Annotated in this window: 18 protein-coding genes; 14 read left to right on the forward strand and 4 right to left on the reverse strand. The window is 50.5% G+C overall.

All coding sequences use genetic code 11. The features are described from left to right. Window positions 1-11 precede the first annotated feature (11 nt). The 9 genes from AC3WT9_RS26210 to AC3WT9_RS26250 all read left to right on the forward strand — a co-directional run bounded on the left by AC3WT9_RS26210 (window position 12) and on the right by AC3WT9_RS26250 (window position 7,188). A complete protein-coding gene (locus AC3WT9_RS26210) occupies window positions 12-1,679 on the forward strand; it encodes an ABC transporter substrate-binding protein (RefSeq protein WP_341090100.1) in 1,668 nt (555 codons plus the stop codon). A 13-nt stretch (window positions 1,680-1,692) separates the two neighbouring features. Next, window positions 1,693-2,697 carry an ABC transporter permease gene (locus tag AC3WT9_RS26215; RefSeq protein WP_341090102.1) on the forward strand — a complete coding sequence of 335 codons (1,005 nt, stop codon included), beginning with the start codon at window positions 1,693-1,695 and terminating at the stop codon, window positions 2,695-2,697. 11 nt (window positions 2,698-2,708) lie between these two features. Beyond that, on the forward strand, window positions 2,709-3,602 hold the full coding sequence (gene nikC, locus AC3WT9_RS26220) for a nickel transporter permease (RefSeq protein ID WP_341090104.1): 894 nt from the start codon (window positions 2,709-2,711) through the stop codon (window positions 3,600-3,602). Window positions 3,603-3,813: 211 nt separating this feature from the next. Continuing rightward, the gene (gene modA / locus AC3WT9_RS26225) at window positions 3,814-4,596 is read left to right on the forward strand and encodes a molybdate ABC transporter substrate-binding protein (protein ID WP_341090106.1); all 783 of its coding nucleotides are present in this window, start codon (window positions 3,814-3,816) and stop codon (window positions 4,594-4,596) included. A gap of 31 nt (window positions 4,597-4,627) precedes the next feature. After that, complete coding sequence (gene modB, locus AC3WT9_RS26230; RefSeq protein WP_038586608.1) at window positions 4,628-5,290, forward strand: molybdate ABC transporter permease subunit; 663 nt, start codon at window positions 4,628-4,630, stop codon at window positions 5,288-5,290. Window positions 5,291-5,470: 180 nt separating this feature from the next. Continuing rightward, window positions 5,471-6,037, forward strand: coding sequence for an RNA polymerase sigma factor (locus AC3WT9_RS26235; RefSeq protein WP_341090109.1), 567 nt, complete (start codon window positions 5,471-5,473; stop codon window positions 6,035-6,037). Further along, a complete protein-coding gene (locus tag AC3WT9_RS26240; RefSeq protein ID WP_492408133.1) occupies window positions 6,034-6,348 on the forward strand; it encodes a hypothetical protein in 315 nt (104 codons plus the stop codon). Before AC3WT9_RS26235 ends, AC3WT9_RS26240 begins: the two co-directional genes overlap by 4 nt. Before the next feature lie 64 nt (window positions 6,349-6,412). After that, complete coding sequence (locus AC3WT9_RS26245) at window positions 6,413-6,796, forward strand: hypothetical protein (protein WP_038586617.1); 384 nt, start codon at window positions 6,413-6,415, stop codon at window positions 6,794-6,796. A 5-nt stretch (window positions 6,797-6,801) separates the two neighbouring features. Further along, window positions 6,802-7,188, forward strand: a complete 387-nt coding sequence (locus AC3WT9_RS26250) for a hypothetical protein (RefSeq protein WP_341090113.1) — start codon at window positions 6,802-6,804, stop codon at window positions 7,186-7,188. A gap of 25 nt (window positions 7,189-7,213) precedes the next feature. On the opposite strand, the gene AC3WT9_RS26255 is transcribed toward AC3WT9_RS26250, so the two are convergent. Both AC3WT9_RS26255 and AC3WT9_RS26260 read right to left on the reverse strand, forming a co-directional pair. Then, window positions 7,214-8,221 (reverse strand): helix-turn-helix transcriptional regulator, encoded by a 1,008-nt coding sequence (locus AC3WT9_RS26255; protein WP_341090115.1) that lies wholly within the window; start codon window positions 8,219-8,221, stop codon window positions 7,214-7,216. 121 nt (window positions 8,222-8,342) lie between these two features. Further along, entirely contained in the window at window positions 8,343-9,125 is a 783-nt protein-coding gene (locus AC3WT9_RS26260; protein ID WP_341377446.1) for a polysaccharide deacetylase family protein, read from the reverse strand. Between the two features lie 186 nt (window positions 9,126-9,311). Between AC3WT9_RS26260 and AC3WT9_RS26265 the strand changes: the two genes are divergently transcribed. Then, window positions 9,312-10,721, forward strand: a complete 1,410-nt coding sequence (locus tag AC3WT9_RS26265; protein ID WP_341090120.1) for a deoxyguanosinetriphosphate triphosphohydrolase family protein — start codon at window positions 9,312-9,314, stop codon at window positions 10,719-10,721. Window positions 10,722-11,066: 345 nt separating this feature from the next. Next, a complete protein-coding gene (locus tag AC3WT9_RS26270) occupies window positions 11,067-12,842 on the forward strand; it encodes a methyl-accepting chemotaxis protein (RefSeq protein WP_492408137.1) in 1,776 nt (591 codons plus the stop codon). Window positions 12,843-12,976: 134 nt separating this feature from the next. Here the strand turns inward: AC3WT9_RS26270 and AC3WT9_RS26275 are convergent, their stop codons facing one another. Next, entirely contained in the window at window positions 12,977-13,933 is a 957-nt protein-coding gene (locus tag AC3WT9_RS26275) for a D-2-hydroxyacid dehydrogenase (protein ID WP_341377448.1), read from the reverse strand. 89 nt (window positions 13,934-14,022) lie between these two features. On the opposite strand from AC3WT9_RS26275, the gene thpR reads away from it, so the two are divergent. The 3 genes from thpR to AC3WT9_RS26290 all read left to right on the forward strand — a co-directional run bounded on the left by thpR (window position 14,023) and on the right by AC3WT9_RS26290 (window position 16,406). Beyond that, window positions 14,023-14,628, forward strand: a complete 606-nt coding sequence (thpR, locus tag AC3WT9_RS26280) for an RNA 2',3'-cyclic phosphodiesterase (RefSeq protein ID WP_341090124.1) — start codon at window positions 14,023-14,025, stop codon at window positions 14,626-14,628. An 82-nt stretch (window positions 14,629-14,710) separates the two neighbouring features. Continuing rightward, entirely contained in the window at window positions 14,711-15,601 is an 891-nt protein-coding gene (locus tag AC3WT9_RS26285) for a cell wall hydrolase (protein WP_341377449.1), read from the forward strand. 121 nt (window positions 15,602-15,722) lie between these two features. Further along, window positions 15,723-16,406, forward strand: coding sequence for a metal-dependent hydrolase (locus tag AC3WT9_RS26290; protein ID WP_341377450.1), 684 nt, complete (start codon window positions 15,723-15,725; stop codon window positions 16,404-16,406). Between the two features lie 104 nt (window positions 16,407-16,510). Here AC3WT9_RS26290 and AC3WT9_RS26295 read toward each other — a convergent pair whose 3' ends face one another. Next, complete coding sequence (locus AC3WT9_RS26295) at window positions 16,511-17,701, reverse strand: MGDG synthase family glycosyltransferase (protein ID WP_341377451.1); 1,191 nt, start codon at window positions 17,699-17,701, stop codon at window positions 16,511-16,513. Between the last annotated feature and the right edge of the window lie 118 nt (window positions 17,702-17,819).

The following is a 17,819-nucleotide window of genomic DNA, read 5'->3' on the forward strand; positions in this document are numbered from 1 at the left end:
GTTTTCTAGAGATGAAGAAATGGAGTAGTCTTGCACTGGCAGTGACGCTGGGGGCGGTATTAATGTTAAGCGGCTGCGGAGGCAACAATAACGCAAGCACGGAGTCAACTGCGGGGGGCAATACAGCGGCAACTGCCGCACCGGATAGCTCTCCTGATTCGGCGGCAACGTCACAGGATACACTGATATTGGGGCGCGGCGGTGATTCGGCTTCGCTGGACCCGGCAATCGTAACCGATGGTGAATCTTTGAAGATTGCCCATCAGGTATTTGACTCTCTGCTGGAATACAAACCGGGAACCTCCGAGGTACAGGCTTCACTTGCAGACAGCTGGGAAGTCTCAGCCGACGGCTTAATCTACATCTTCAAGCTGCATCCGGGTGTGAAGTTCCATGATGGATCAGACTTTGATGCCGAGGCTGTCGTGTTCAACTTCACGCGCTGGAGTGATCCGGCAAGTGAATACAAATTCGAAGGCGATTCCTTTGACTACTATGACTCCATGTTCGGTCCGGACGGAAGCCGTGTCATTAAAGAGGTGAAGGCTGTTGATGCCACAACCGTGCAATTTGTGCTTAATCAGCCGCAGGCCCCTTTCCTGCAGAATATCGCCATGACCTCCTTCGGGATTGCCAGCCCTACAGCCATTAAGGAGAAGAAGGAAAACTTCAAGAATGAGCCGGTAGGCACAGGTCCGTTTGTGTTCACCGAATGGAAGCACAATGATTCCATTACGCTGGACAAGAATCCGGGCTACTGGAAAGAAGGGCTTCCTAAGCTGAACAAAGTTATCGTCCGCTCCATTCCGGATAACTCTGCGCGCTTTACTGCTCTGCAGAACGGTGAGATTGACCTGATGGAGGACCTTAGCCCTGATGATCTGTCCACACTGGAAGGCAACACCGGGCTGCAAAAGATTGAACGCCCGCCGTTTAATGTCTCGTACCTCGGCTTCAACTTCAATAAGAAACCTTTTGACAACGTGAAGGTAAGACAAGCGCTGAACCATGCGGTGAATAAGCAGGCTATTATCGAAGCGTTCTTCTCAGGTCAGGCAACGGCCGCCGTTAACCCGATACCCCCATCCCTATGGGGCTATAACGATGCTGTGAATGATTATGAATACGATCTGGAGAAAGCAAAAGCGCTGCTTTCTGAGGCCGGATATCCTGAAGGTCTGCCGGATCCGGTAACTTTGTATGCTATGCCGGTCTCCCGTCCTTATATGCCTGATGGCAAGAAGGTAGCCGAGGCGATTCAAGCCGATTGGGAAAAAATTGGCGTGAAGACGGTGATCGAGTCCCCTGAATGGGCTACTTACCTTGACGACACAAAAGTCGGAGAAAAAGATGATATCTACATGCTCGGCTGGACCGGTGACAACGGTGACCCGGATAACTTCCTGTATACGCTCCTTGATAAAGATGCGATTCCGGGCAACAACCGTTCCTTCTATATTAATGAAGAATTGCATACCGTTCTGATCAATGCACAGAAGGAAACGGACCAAGCCAAACGCTCCGACCTGTACAAGCAGGCGCAGGAAATCATCAAAGCGGATGCGCCTTGGATTCCGCTTGTGCACACGACTCCGTTGCTGGCTGCCAAAACCAATCTCAAGGGTTTTGTTCCAGGTCCGACAGGTACGGAATATTACAGCGAAATCTACTTCGAATAGTAGGTGAGCTGATTTGAACTCCTACCTATTAAAACGTGTAATGGTATTAATCCCGGTTCTGATTGGGATGACAATCATTGTCTTCTCTATTATCCATGCGATTCCGGGAGATCCGGCAGAGACGATTCTGGGACAAAAGGCAACGGAGCAGTCCAAGCAGGCGCTGCGGGGACAACTGGGTCTCGACAAGCCGTGGCTGCAGCAGTATTTCAATTATATGGGCGATTTGCTGCAAGGCGATTTGGGTACCTCGATCCGTACCAAAACGCCAATCGCCAAAGAAATTATGCCTTATCTGGCCGCTACCCTGGAACTTACGGCGGCGAGTATGCTGTTCGCCACTGTTGTGGGAGTCAATGCCGGTATTCTAAGCGCCTGGCGGCAAAATTCATGGTTTGATTATGCCGCAATGATTATAGCGCTCATTGGTGTGTCCATGCCGATTTTCTGGCTTGGTCTGATGGAGCAGCTGTTATTCTCGCTTAAATTACATTGGCTGCCCTCCATAGGCAGGATGGACCAGCGCAATCCGGTGGAGAGCATCACCAGTCTCTACGTGATTGATACGATACTGGCAGGCCGCTGGGACCAGTTGTGGACGGTTGTTAAACATCTGATCCTGCCAAGCATTGCACTGGGTACGATTCCGATGGCGATTATCGCCCGGATGACCCGCTCCAGCATGCTGGAGGTAATGAATTCGGACTACATCCGTACGGCAAAAGCCAAAGGGTTATCGCAATTTCTCGTAGTATACAAGCATGCGCTCAAAAATGCGCTGATTCCTGTATTGACTGTGGTGGGGCTGCAGACAGGAGCTCTGCTCGGCGGAGCGGTGCTGACAGAGACGATCTTTGCTTGGCCGGGTGTGGGAAGATATATATTTGAGGCGATCAGCTCGCGTGACTATCCTGTCATTCAGACCGGTATTCTGATTATTGCTTTTATTTTCGTAATCATTAATCTGCTTGTGGATCTGCTCTATGCCGTCGTTGATCCACGCATCAATTACAAGTGAGGGGTGAATCTGTGGCACAGGCAACAGTTAATGTAACGCCCCCAAAGGTACGTGCCGAAAAGGGCTCCGGACCTTGGCATGATGCGTGGAGGGCATTCCGCAAGAACAAGACGGCTATGCTCGGGCTCTGTATTATTTTGTTTTTCGTGCTGATTGCGCTGTTTGCCCCGCTTATCGCGCCGTATACCTTCAAGGAGCAGGAGCTGGTGAACCGGCTGAAGGCACCGTCGGCTGACCATTGGTTCGGCACGGACGATCTGGGAAGAGATTTGTTCAGCCGGGTCCTGTACGGTGCCCGTATCTCGCTTTGGGTCGGGTTCTCCTCAGTGATCGGTTCTATTATTGTCGGTACATTTCTGGGGGTTCTGGCCGGATTCTATGGCAAGTGGGTAGACATGCTGATCTCCAGAATGTTTGATATCCTCTTGGCTTTTCCGAGTATTCTGCTCGCGATTGCAATTGTGGCCATACTCGGACCCTCTCTGCGGAATGCGCTGCTCGCCATTGCGATTGTTAACATCCCGACCTATGGAAGACTCGTTCGGGCCAAGGTGCTCAGTTTGAAGTCGGAGGAATACATCACGGCGGCAAGAGCGATCGGGATGACGAATGCGCGTATTCTGCTGACTCATATTCTGCCGAACAGCCTGACACCGATCATTGTACAAGGGACGCTGGGCATCGCAACCGCCATTATCGAAGCGGCAGCCCTCGGCTTCCTTGGCCTTGGTGCGCAGCCGCCTGATCCGGAATGGGGCAAGATACTCTCCGATTCGCGCCAGTTCATTCAGAAGGCGCCGTGGACGGTCATTTTTCCGGGGATGTCAATCATGTTGACTGTACTCGGATTCAACCTGATGGGAGACGGACTACGCGATGTGCTTGATCCGCGGATGAAGAGTTAAAACAATGAGATCCAGGGAAGCCCTTAGGTGTTTACACGCCTGGGGGCTTTTTTGCTATGAAGCCCATTATAAATAGAAATGTATGTTAAGGTGTAATCTGTATTAATCATAACTGAATATAAGCAAACATAACCAAACGTATAGAAAAACGAAAAAAGATATGCTAGAATATCATCTAAATATACAAGATATATAAATGGGAGGAATGGAAATGGTCAAGAAATTAGCGTTGGTTGTCATGACTGTAATGCTTGCTGTGGGCTTGTCGGCAATACCTGAGAAACAGGCAGAGGCGGCGAAGAAGAAAACCGAAATCATTGTATCTGCCGCAGCCAGCCTGCAGGACAGTCTTGACAAGATTGCCGTTCTTTATGAGAAGCAGCATCCTGATATTGACCTCGTCTTTAACTATGGCGCTTCCGGTACATTACAGAAGCAGATTGAACAAGGCGCTCCGGCCGATCTGTTCTTCTCAGCAGGAGATAAGCAAATGACAGCGCTGGTGGATGGCAAACTCATTTCAGGCCATACGGAACTTCTAAAGAATCGGCTGGTTCTCATTGTGCCTTCCGATTCCAAAGCTAAGATTACAACAATCACACAGCTTACAGATAAAACATTCAAGAAGGTCGCTGTCGGACAACCGGAATCGGTGCCGGCGGGCCAATATGCGCAGCAGTCATTGACCGCGAAGAATGTATGGGATACGCTGCAGAGCAAACTGGTATTCGCCAAGGATGTCCGCCAGGTGCTCTCCTACGTGGAAACAGGCAATGCTGATGCCGGATTTGTGTATAAGACAGATGCCCTAACCTCCAAGAAGGTGAAGATCGCCCTTACTGTAGGGGCACAGGTGCACAAAGCAATCAATTATCCGGTCGGGATCGTTAAGGATTCCAAACATCAGGCAGAGGCCAGAGCCTTCTATAACTACGTGCAAACCAAGGCGGCGGGCGATATTTTTACCGGCTACGGCTTTCAGCTTGCCAAGTAATTCTAATCGAACTTAAGCGGGGTGAAAGCGGATGGAGATCAATTGGACTGATTTTTTCGCCCCGGTCTGGCTTTCCGTCAAAATCTCTGTAATCACGAGCATCATCGTATTCCTTCTGGCAACCTTCGCAGCTAAGAAGATGGCGGGCCGGAGGTTCCCCGGATACAGTCTGGTCGAGACCATTCTGCTGCTGCCGCTTGTACTGCCCCCTACCGTAGTCGGCTTTGTGCTTCTAGTAATTCTGGGACGGCGGAGCTGGATTGGCAGGCTGTATGAGCAGTTCACAGAGCATACCATCCTCTTTACCTGGGGGGCTGCCGTTATTGCTGCGGTGGTTGTGGCCTTTCCGCTGGTCTACCGGACCGTTAAGGCCGGGTTTGAGGATGTCGAAAAGGATCTTGAGGATGCGGCGCGTGCACAGGGTGCCAGTGAACTGCAGGTGCTGCGTTATGTAACGTTGCCGCTTGCCAGCCGTTCTCTGGCTGCAGGGTATGTGCTCGGCTTTGCCCGCGGGCTTGGCGAATTTGGAGCTACGATCATGGTAGCAGGCAATATTCCCGGCCGTACGCAGACGGTGCCCACCGCCATATATGTGGCCGTCGACGGCGGCGACATGACGCTGGCCTGGATGTGGGTATGCTCGATAATCGTAATCTCAGCCGTTATGCTAATGTTTGTTAATCGCCGTTCTTGAATCGAAGTATGCGGATAACCTCCGGTTTTGCCATCAAGCATCATGGCAAGACCGGAGGTTATTTACTATGATCATAGAGAGAACAGAACATTTGAGGACGGCTAATAAATGATTATGTGAAATTTCGAACAAAGCCTGGAGTTCATTCGTAATGTTAATTGAAAGGGTGGGCGGGGGCACATGATTACCGATAAACAACTCATTGAAGGGTGCCGGTCCGGCCGCCGTGAAATGCTGGGACTGCTCGTCGACAGATACAAAGATGATTTGTACCGGTTTTGCCGCCACCTTACCCTGAATGCCCAGGATGCCGAGGACCTGTTTCAGGAGGTGTGGGTCCGGGTCATCCGCAAGCTGGAGAAATATGATTGCGAGCGTTCCTTTAAAGCCTGGCTGTTTCAAGTTACGCTCAATCTGCATAGGGACCGCTACCGCAGATGGAAAAAACTCCAGCGCCGTTTTCTGGGTGAGGCGTCTTTCCAGGCGGACTTCCTGAACATCCGGGATTCGTCGCCTCTCACGGAAGAAGCTTTGCTGCGGAATGAACGGAACGCCGAGCTGGAGCAGGGGCTGCGTGCGTTGTCCAAACGGTATTTGGCGCCGCTGGTTCTCTACTATTACAACGAATTCAGCTATGAGGAGATTGCGGAGATGCTTGGCATTCCCGTGGGAACGGTCAAGTCAAGGCTCAATCAAGGGAAGAAGCTGCTGCAAACCTCCATGCAGCATGTAAAGGAGGAAGCATGATGAATGAAGAGGAAGCGCAGGAACAACTGCTAAGCCGATATTTTAATGAACCGGCCCTGGCTTCTCCCCGGCTTGTTGCGGATACTCTCCGGAAAATAACGGCTGCAGAAAGATTGGGAAGAAACTTTATCGCTGTCGTGGTGATTCAAGTTATTGTGCTAATGCTGCTGGGAGCCTGTGTGCTGACGGGTCCTCTTCCCCTGCTATGGAAGCTGGTCCTGCTGCTGGCCTTTGGTCTCGTTCAGACATCTGCCGCCGCAGCACTGCTGTTCTGCCTGTCCGGCAGATCGGGCGCAGCAGCCCGGGCATGACTTTTCAGGTATATGGGGCAGGCGGACACCAGACATCCGCATTATTCTCAAAGGAGGACGGCATATGAAGAGACATAAGCCGCTTGGCAAATTGCTTTTTTGGGTTCTTACAACCGGCTTCTTGCTTACTCTGGCCTTAATGGGATATTGGATGTTTCCCTATATGTCGGATGTCCTTAGTGAGGAACGTGGCTGGTTTTTGTTTATGGGGCTGGCCGTGCTGCTGCTCATTGGTTTGAATGGAGCTATAGCCGTATTCATCTACAGGGATGCTTCGCGTATGGGGATGAACACATGGTTGTGGATGACTGCTGTCATCTACATTCCCAATTTAATTGGGCTGCTGATCTACTTTGTGGTCAGACAGCAGCACAAAAGAGACGGCGGCGTGAGTGCTAAAGAGGAATATTGCCCGCACTGCGGGCACATGATTAGAACCGGGGAGTGAATGAAGTGAACAAAAAGTGGAGCCTGCTGATACTCGTAGTACTGACATCTGCTTTGCTGCTTACGGGCTGCGAAAAAAGGCTGATGTTCGTTGGATCAAGCAGTGGTAAACAAATTAAGGCATCCTACAAGCTGCTGTCAGGTACGGAAACAAAGACGCTGAAGCTCAAAGAAGGGGAAACTCTGCTTCTGGACTATACCTCCAAAGTGGATAAAGGCAAGCTGTCCATGAAGCTGTATGATCCCGATCACGAGCTTGTGAAAGAGCTTCGTACGAATGAGGCCGGAGAAGAGCAGGTGGAGATTAAAAAGGACGGTAAATACAAGCTCGAAATTGTCGGTACCGGGACCAAAGGAAGTTATAAAATCAAATATTCCACTGAAGCCGAGTAGGGATTACTGGCTGGCTGCTTTCCGCTTAAGTCTCGTAAATGAGCCTTCCGGTATCGGTAAGGTCATAGCCGTGAATGGAGCTGAGTTCGTTTTTGAATGCAGATGACCGTAAAATGTCGATGACAGTCCCGATCCATTGCTCATGCTCCGGCTTCTTGATCATTACAAGATCATAACGCTCCTGAATGAGCGGAATGAATTCAATGCCGTCAATAATCTTGGCGGCTTTTTCTGTGCCGATGCCGACGTCAGCCTCACCCCGTGCCACCATCCCGGCTACGGCCAAATGACTGTTCTCTATAGTGTCATAACCGCTTAACTGGGCGGACTGGATACCGTGCAGGCGCAGCTGCTCGTCCAGCAGCACCCGCGCACCGGAGCCGCGCTCGCGGTTAATCAGCCGGAGGCCCTTCTGCTGGAGATCCGACCAGTCACGGATGCCCTTCGGATTGCCCTTTAGCACGTAAAATCCTGCACTTCGCGCCAGCATATGCACCACTACATAGGAGAAGCCGACAAGCAGCTTGCGGATATAGGGCAGGTTATATTCTCCTGTATCGCCGTCCAGCAGGTGGGTGCTGACAATGTCAGACTCCCCATGATACATCGCAATCAGGCTGTCCAGACTACCGGCATAGGAACGAAGCGGCCGGGAGGAGGGCTGGCTGCGCTCCAGGTGGGTAGCCAGAATGTCCAGCGACATATCCTGCCCGGTAATGACCACATTGACTCCGGCCGATTTACCGGTAAATGCAGGCGGCTGGGAAAAGTGAAGCGGTGCTGCAAAAGTGGCTGGCGGCAGCGCAAAGGGAGTATGGGGAAGTGCGGCTGCATCGCCAGCAGGCGGACCGGCCGAAGCTCCGCTGCGCGAATTCTGCTTGTAGGCCTCCAGATCGGAGAGGTCGACACGCATTTGTTTACCGACACGGTAAGAGGGCAGCTCGCCCTTTTTGATCAAATCATAAACCTTCAGCTTGGATATCTTCAATAACCGGGCGATTTCCTCGGTAGTATAGGAAGTGTTCTCAGACATGGATAAAGCCTCCTAAAGGATGGACTGCAGCAGCGATCATAAAGTCATAATAATAGCTCAAGACTACCTTATTTTGAGGTCAATCGCAATTAAAGAGCCACGGAAAGGCCGGCAAAAGTATTCAAAAAGCAAAATGCCGGCCATGCTTCACCTGCTCTGCATCGGATAATTCAATCAGTTCGGAAACGGTGACAAACCGGAAGCCCCGTTTTGCAAGCTCGGGCAGGATGATTTTGAGCGCTTCACCCGTCTGCGACTGCCCGTGTACATAATCATGGAACAGTACGATATCGCCGTTTTTTGCATTACGGATGACTTTGCTGTAGATATTCCACACACCAGGACGGTTCCAGTCGCGGGTATCCTGATGCCAGGACCACAGCACCGGCTTGAGGCCCATATTGTTGGATACATCAATCAGTGTATCATCGTACATGCCGCCAGGCGGTCTGAACAGGCTGCTGTGTTTGCCTGAGATCTTTACGATTTCCTTTTCGGTCAACTCCAGCTCCTGCAGAATCTGCTGCTCGGAAATAGGCTTCTTGAAATACACATGATTGTAAGTATGGTTAGCCAGTTCATGCCCCTCGGCAATCACCTGCTTGGCTACCTCGGGATAGGCGGCAATTTTTTTGCCGATAGCAAAAAAGGTGCATTTGGCATGGTATTGATGCAGCACATTCAGAATCTGCGTGGTCTCGGAAGGATCGGGTCCGTCGTCGAAGGTCAGTGCTATTACTTTTTGACTGGTGGGGACCTCCCAGATCATGGCCCCGCTCTGCTCATAATAATAGCGGTTTTTAATATTTGGACTGGCTAGCGCGCTGTTAGTAAGCCCAAGCAAAAGCATGAATGCTGTTATTGTGGTATAGGTTATTCTGCAGCCTGTTTTCATAAGATTCATCTTTCACTCCATACATGACCCGTGGCAAAGTAAACGGGTTATTTTGCTTTAGAATGCTCCATGCACCTTACAAACTATTCACTGCGGCCGGGGAGTTGCTCAACTTTCTATTTTAGAGTGAAAGTTCTGCTGAAAATGACTTATAATGAAATACTAAATACAGATCAATGGATAGGGGCAGCGGATATGACACTTATTGAGAAAAGAGAGCATCGGCAATATCCGGAGATTACCCGGCTGGAAACCTCTAGAGCTGCATATGAACGCGATTATTCGCGCCTGATTCATTCGCCGACTTTTCGCCGGCTGCAAGGCAAATCACAGGTGTTTGGCGCCGGTACCGGCGATTATTACCGTACGCGCCTGACTCATTCCCTGGAAGTGGCACAAATTGCCCGTGAAGCCGCCAAGAGCCTGCTTCGCTCTTACCCGGAGGTGGAAACAGGGCAGGCGGACAACCCGGGTCTTGTAATCGATCCCGAAGTGGTGGAATGCGCTGCTATCGCGCATGATTTCGGCCACCCGCCATTCGGCCACAAAGGGGAAGAAGTGCTCGATAATATTTTGGAGCAGCTTGTGGCTAAAAAGACTGAGGAAGAAGCGCTGAAATCCGGCGCGGGTCCGCTGCAAAAGCAGACGATCCACGAAAATCTGAAACGGCAATATGAGCATTTTGAGGGCAATGCCCATAATTTCCGGCTGATCATGTTTCTGGAGAAGCGCGAGAACATCGACGGCCTGAACCTTTCCGACGCAGTGCTGCTGGGGATCAACAAGTATCCTTTTCCCGGCACGGTACTCAAGAAAGGCATGTATCTTCATGAATGGGATTATATCAGGGAAGTCCGCAAGGAATGGGGGGTGCCGGAAGGCAAGAAGACGCTGGAAGCCCAGCTTATGGACCTCTGCGACGACATCGCCTATTCCGCCCATGATTTGGAGGATGGCATAAAGGCCGGCAAGATTGAGGTCCATGAGCACTTTATGCATGATGCCTATATCCAGCAGCTGATCGTCGAGAAGATTACCACGCTGGAGGATTTGTTCTGGGAAGGCTGGAAGTCAGAGGCTATCCATGCGAAAGTTGAAGAGGTACTGAGCTCATTCCTGCGGGTATGGATGGAGAAAATGCCCACCTGCGAAAATGATTACTCCCGCACCCGGCGTGAGGTTAAAGCCTACTGGGTCAGCACCTTTGTCGCCAGCTTAGGCGTGATTCACGACGGAAACTGGAAGAAGGTCACCTTTATCAAGGAGGGCAAAGAAGATGAGGACATGCTGCGGACGGTCAGTGTGCTCAAAAGCTTCGCCTGGGTCACGATGATTCGCGACCTGCGTGTGCAGCGGCTGCAGAAACGCAGTGAGTGGATTTTGCGGCGGCTTTGGGGCGCATTCCTTGATCCTGAAACGTCAAAGGCGATTATTCCGAGCGACTGGCTGCAGCGCTTTGAGAAGGATCAGCGGTCGCAGAGGCCGATCTGGACGTGGGAGCATATGGTGATTGATTATATTGCCGGAATGACAGATGCTTTTGCCGAGAAAATCTACAATGAGCTTTATGGTCTGAAGGTCGGTTCTATTTACGATCTGGACTAGGACAGGCAAAAGGAACGGCGAAGTTGTATCTACAGGAAGTGATGCTTGCCGCAGCCGGGCCGGACATTGATTAACAGGTTTCAAGTGAGTATGGCTAAAGACTCAAGGTGAAAGCCAGCAGACTCAGTGGCGTTATAAAAAACCCGAAGCCCCTATACGGTGCGCTTTGGGTCTTTTTGGTATGTTCTAAAGAGACAGGAATGAATATCTTACATTATATAAATTTCTCATTTCAATCTGCCGAAATATAAGGTAGATCTGTTTTTTTGCCCATTCTTGAAAATGAAATGTAACAGATTGGAATTACATGTTTGGTTTTCGGAAAAGTTTGAGGAGGATGCGCAAATGAGAAAGGATCTGGGGCTTAAGGGATCTGTACACAATTTCGTTAATGGGACATTGAAGGGGGTAACATCCAGGGGGAAGCAAAGCATCGGCTTCAAAATAGCTTCCGGGTACGTTGTTTTGGCTTTGCTGGTCTTGATTATCGGAGGAACCTCTCTTTATTTAATGAACGGTATGCAAAAGAATACCGGAAATATTGTTGAACAAATGGTCCCTGCGCTGGAAGAAATACATAATGTCAATTATTACACTGAACATATCATGGCGGTCAGTATGCAGCATATTTTAAGCACCGATGCTGCACAGAAAAAAAAGCTGGAAGCGGAACGTGACCAATTTATCCGTAAAGTGGCCGAATCTATGAAAAACTATAGAAATACGCTGCGGGATAAGGATCAGAAGGAGCTGTTGCAGTCACTGAATCATAAATGGGATGAATTTATGACTATTAACAACCAGGCGATCAAGCAGAGCGGTGCAGGCGACGAAGAACTGGCACTGGAGGTATCGCAAAAAGGAATTACGGCGTTTAATTCGATGCAGACCGATATGGATGCTCTGGTTGATCTCAGCCAGAAAGCGGCGTCTGAAGAGGGCGAGCGTTCCGTTGAAATTTTTCATACATCCATTATTGTGAATCTGATTACTGTAGTGGTAGTGCTGGTTGTGATCGGTCTAATTAATATGGTTATCCGGCGCACAATCATCAATCCGCTGAAGCAGGTAACCGTTCATTTGCAACAAATATCAGGCGGTGATTTAACGTCAGAGGATACCTTGATCGCAAATCAGGATGAAATCGGTTTGCTTGCCAGGACGGTAAACGATACGAACCGGACATTGCTGGAGATTGTGAGTCAGATCCGTAGTGTTTCCAGTATTATCGCGAGGCAGGGGGAGGAGCTGGTCCGCAATATTTCCGATACAAAGGAGGGCAGCCAGCAGATTGCCCTTACTATGGAGGAGTTGGCCAAAGCTTCTGGAAGCCAGGCGGAGGCAGCCGTAGAAGCATCCAAAGCGATAGAGGATCTGAATATACTGATTGAGGCTTTTGCAGTCAAAGGTATGGATCTGTCGCTTCATTCCGGGCAGGTACGGACAAAGGGTGACAGAGGCAAGCAATTAATGGAGAGCTCAGTGGCACAAATGGGGCAAATCGCCGAAGCAGTATCACAATCCATGGAAACGGTGGAGGAGCTGAACCGCAAGAATGAGGGGATCTTCCGGCTGGTTGGCTCGATCCGCAGCATTTCCGAACAGACGCATCTCTTGGCAATCAACGCTGCGATTGAAGCAGCCAGAGCCGGAGACAGCGGGCGCGGATTTGCGGTTGTGGCGCAAGAGGTGCGGAAGCTTTCGGAGGAAGTGCAGCGGACGGTATCGGAAATTACCGGGATTACGCAAGGCATTCAGCTGGACTCCAAAGAGGTGGTCGAGCATTTGCGCATGGGGGTCATGAGGACAGAAGAAGGCAGCCGGCAAATTGCTGAGACAGGCGAAGCTTTGGATGACATCAATAAATCGGTGGATGTTATGTCCGGCACTATTGAAGAGATGGGCGATAATCTTCAGCAGATGACCGCAGCAAGCGAAACGATGAACGAGTTCAGCCAGCATATTTCAGCCCTTGCCCAGCAATCGGCGGCAGGTGTGGAAGAAACCTCAGCTTCGGCCCACGAGCAGCTCAGCGCCACCAATGAAGTTGCAGCTGGCATAGGGCAGCTAAAAACACTGCTGACCGAGCTTAGTGAATCGGTAACTCGTTTTCAGGTATAAGAGGAAAGCCCCTCACGGGTTCATTTACGCAAGGAGTAAATGTGACTGTGAGGGGCTGTTTGTGCTTGTTATAAACGTGACGGCAGAAGCTTGCTGCACGTTGCTTGGCCGCCAGTCAATAGAGTGGGCTGCAGTCAGTACTGGCGGCTATAGTCAACCCTGTTGCGCGAAGGGGCGCCATCTTGCAGATAGGACTGCAGGTTGTCTGTGAAAATATTAACAACGCGGTCGGCATATCGGTCTGTAGTGCCGGCACAATGCGGGGTAATTACCACCTGCTCCATTTCCCATAGCGGATGATCCTGCGGCAGGGGTTCGGTCTCAAAGACATCCAGCCCCGCTCCGGCCAACTGGCCACTCTTCAGCGCGGCTATCAAGTCTTCGGTATGGGTGGTGGCTCCCCGGCCGATGTTGATATAATAAGCGCCTTGCTTGCAGTTGGAGAAGATTTCCGCATTAAACAACCCTTGTGTTTCGTCGGTGAGCGGCAGCGTATTGATCACGAAATCGCCTTGGCGGATTGCGTCAGGCAGCTCGTCAGTGGTGTAGACCTGATCAAAATCGGCAACCGTTTTACCGGAACGGCTTATGCCGATGGTCTTCATCCGGAAAGCCTTGGCGATTCTTGCCGTTTCACTGCCGATGGAGCCGGTACCGGCAATGACAGCTGTCTTGCCGGTTAATTCACTTTCATTGCCTTCCGAATGCCAGCGGCGGTTCTGCTGGTTGCGTACGGCTGTATGCAAATTACGGGTGAAGAGCAGCATAAAGCCAAAGATTACAGCTGTGATCGGCTCGGCGTGAACGCCACTGGCGTTCGTGAGCAGGATTCCGCGCTCCTCCAATCGACCAAGCGGGAGTTTCTCTACACCAGCCGACCAAGTCTGAACCCAACGCAGCGGTGAATCCGGCTGCAGTAGCGTGTCGCTGATGCCCTTACCCCAGCCGATTACAATTTCTGCATTGGCCAGAAGCTCCAAATCCGGGCTTTTGGCGTTTCCCAGTGTGAGGGTATAACCTGGGGCGGCGTCGAGAATGAGCTTCTGCTGCTGGGATGTAAGGGGCTGTAAACAAACAATGGACTTCGTCATGATGGTTCCCTCCCGTTATACTTTTTTATAGGATTGGCTGATAATGTATAGAATAAGGATAACAAATCTGTCTGGAAAGGTGAAATTTTATGGAACTTAATAGGTCTGAGCGAGAGATTGAGCGCTTGTTTATTGCCGTAAAAGTCCCTTCAAACCTGAGTGAATTACTGGAAAAAGAGTCTAAAAAATGCTCCGCAAAGCTGAAATTTGCAAAATGGACACATTCTGAAGATTATCATATTACCCTGCAGTTTCTCGGTGACACACCCAGGAAAGAAATTCCTGCACTTCTTAAAGCGCTTGAGGAAATATCCGGAAAGAGCAAGCCGTTTCGATTAAGCTTGGAGAACTGGGGGACTTTTGGTCTTCCGCATGCGCCTAAGGTGCTCTGGGCAGGGGTTTCCGGCGAGCTTGCGAGACTTGGGGAACTGCAGCGGGACGTGGTTAATGCGACTTCTGGCCTCGGTTTTAAAGCCGAAACAAGGGAGTACAATCCCCATATTACCCTGGCCCGGAAATACCGGGGGGAGCAGCCCTTCAGCGCCGAGGAGCTGCCGGATTTACGTGACTGTGGAGAAAAAAAGGAGAACAATTGTTCGGAAAAGGACTGGACGGTAGATGCTTTTGTGGTGTATGCTACTAGAATGCATGCCATTCCTATGTATGAAATGATTGAAAAATTGACATTTTTCTAAATAAAAATCGACAAGAAAGTTTTCAAAGCTTCCATTTTCGGTTACATACAATAGGAATGTGCCGTAAAATAGGAGGTAAAAAATGGTTATTTTCAAACAAAATCGCTGTATTGCGCTGCTCGTTGGCGTTATTCTAGTGTGTTTCTCTTCAATAAGCCTGATGAACTCCGAGCGTGTATCAGAGGGCAAAAATACAGTATCAATGAATAAATTACAGACAACCCATGCATCTGCCGCATCTGTCCTGTCGTATCCTGCCACAACCGGCGCCAAGAGGATAACCGAAACACCCAAACCCATACTCTACACCACAGTTGCCGATCTGAGGCTTAACTGGAACAGCAATCCAGCCGTGAATTGGTTCACTCCCGATAAGCTGAAGCCGCAAAGCGCAGCCAAGAAGGTAACCATTCAGACTAAGGCTACTGTGGTGAAGGCACCGCCGGCAACAGCGCAGAAAGCGCTCGGACAGGCGGCAGCCAAGGGGAGCCAGACCGTAAAACAAGCGAAAACGGCATCTCAGCAACATCCCCCCGCTAAATTGTTCTTCTCCCGGACGCAGTTATTAAGCCAGGAACAGCAAGCGCAAGCAACCTGGAGCTACGCCGTATCCGATGAAGACCTGCTACTGCTGCAAAAAATCGTTATGGCAGAAGCAGAAGGCGAACCGTACCAGGGCAAGGTGGCAGTTGCCAACGTTGTTCTGAACCGGCTGCGGTCAGCCAATTTTCCCGACACCATTTATAAGGTCATTTATCAGAAAAGCCAGTTCAGTCCTGTGGCAAACGGGCGTCTTAAACGTGTCAAACCTAATAAGGACAGCATTAAAGCGGTAAATGCTGCGCTCTCTGGAGTTAAAGAGGTGACGGATGATACGTATTTCTTCCTGTCGCTGAAGCTGGCACAGGATCTGACGGTCCACCATTCGCAGGAGTACGCCAAGACCATCGGCAATCATACCTTTTATAAATAATTTGATTTCAATGAACGAGAAGCATAATTCCGCAAAACTTAGCGAATGCTTTCGAAGCCAGTTTTGCTGCACAGCCATTCCAAGAAGTACAATTCCGCAAAACTTTTAGGAGGATCTCTCTATGAAAATCACCTATTACGGTCATTCGGCGCTGCTTGTTGAGACGGAGGAAGTCAAGGTTATTATTGACCCTTTTTTGTCGGGAAATCCGAATTCGGGGATCTCACCCGATGAGCTTTCGGTCGACGCGGTTCTGCTCACCCACGGACATTCCGATCATTTTGGAGATGCGCTGGAGATTGCCGCGAAGAATGACTGTCCGGTCTTTGCTGTCTATGAACTGGCAGAATATTGCCGCATCAAAGGTGCGCAGGTCAAACACATGAATACCGGCGGCAGCCATTCCTATAAAGGAATTACCGTGAAATATACCCAGGCCTTTCATTCCTCCTCCATTACAGAAGGGGATACCTGGATTTATGCCGGACAACCGGCGGGCATTCTGCTCACTATCGGAGGCAAAACCTTATTTCATGCCGGAGACACGGCGTTGTTCGGAGATATGCGTCTGATCGGAGAACGAAACGCCATTGATATAGCGGCGCTGCCTATCGGGGACATGCTTACGATGGGGCCTGACGATGCACTGCTGGCGGCAAGATGGCTTCGTGCGGACAAAGTGATTCCGCTGCATTACAATACATTTCCGGCGATTGCCCAGAATGGCGCAGAGTTCTGTGACCGGCTGCGGCAGGAGGGGATTCAGGGCTATCCGCTGCAAGCAGGGGAAAGTTTGGAAATCTAACTGACGCTGGCGGTATAATAAAAGAACCTCCAATCCATACTTTAATGGATTGGAGGTTCTTTTGGTTGTGCAGTTCAGGCAGAACTGGCGGCAAACATTCGAGCTTAAGGGGTAACATAGACGGCCTCTTCATTGCGGGCCGGTGTCCGCGCTCCCCGCAAATCGGTTCTTCCATCAGCCGGTTTGCCCAGCAGCAGCTGCAGCACCGTAGAGGCGCAATTATGCGGTTGCTGGCGCTCGGGAGCCAGCCGGCGCTTCCGCAGCTCCTCCAGTCCGGCATATTCACGCAGCAGGAGGGAGAACCATTTGTCCACGACACTCGGATCCAGCACCTCGGCCAAGCCAAGCTCCACGAAATACTGGCAATTCTTCTCTTCCTGGCCGGGAATGGCGCTGTAGAAGAGCATCGGTATTCCTTTGGCCTGCCCTTCCGTGCAGGTCATTCCACCGGGCTTTGTAATCAGCAGATCGGAGGCATCCATCAGCTTATTGATTTCACTGCTGTAACCAAGTATCCTCACGTTGGGATGGTTCAACAGGGGATTGGCATGCATCTTGGCTACAAGCTTGTCGTTGCTGCCCATGCAGAAAATCAGCTGGATATCATCCATTCGGGCCGTGAGTGAGTCCATAACATCCTTGCCGAACATGAGTCCCCAGCCTCCGCCCATAATGAGCACGGTAGGAATATCGGCTAGCCCGAGTTCCTTGCGGAGCTGCGTCTTGTTGGAACGCTCCCAGAACTTCGGATGCACCGGTATGCCGGTGACCGTCACAAGCTCAGGAGATACTCCGCGTCCGGTCAGAATTGATTTTACCCGCGGAGTAGAGACTAGATACCGGTCAGCTTCAGCATTGACCCAGGTGGCGTGTGCGTCATAATCCGTTATGAGTGTAAAGAGCGGGACATTCAGCCCTTGCCGCTTCAACCTCGAAATGACGGCTGCGGGAATGGGATGTGTGCAAATAATTAAATCCGGTTTAAGCTGCTCGATAACCTGTAAGGCATGCGTATAAAAAACCCGGTGAAGCGCCAGCTTCGTCAACCGGTTCAGTGATTTATTGTATTGGGTCTTATACATCATGCCAACCAGCTTGGGCTGGCTGCTGACTGTTTTACGGTAAGCGGAAAGAATCCAAGGAGCAACCGTAGGATTCAGGAATTTCCCCAGCTCGATGACCCGGCATTGTACATCCGGATTCAACAGCTTTATTCCTTCGGCGAGAGCATAGGCTGCCCCTGTATGGCCCGTGCCGAAGCCTTCCGAAAACAGCAGTACTCTTTTCTTTCGCATAAGTTCACCTGCTACTTTCCTTCATAGGTAGAATTGCGGGTTCTCTTCTTTGGCGGATTGGAGATACCTCTAAATAATCATCTCTTCTATTATACAGCGAAATTAGCTGTTAATCTCA

Source organism: Paenibacillus sp. EB106-06-01-XG199, from assembly GCF_058791575.1.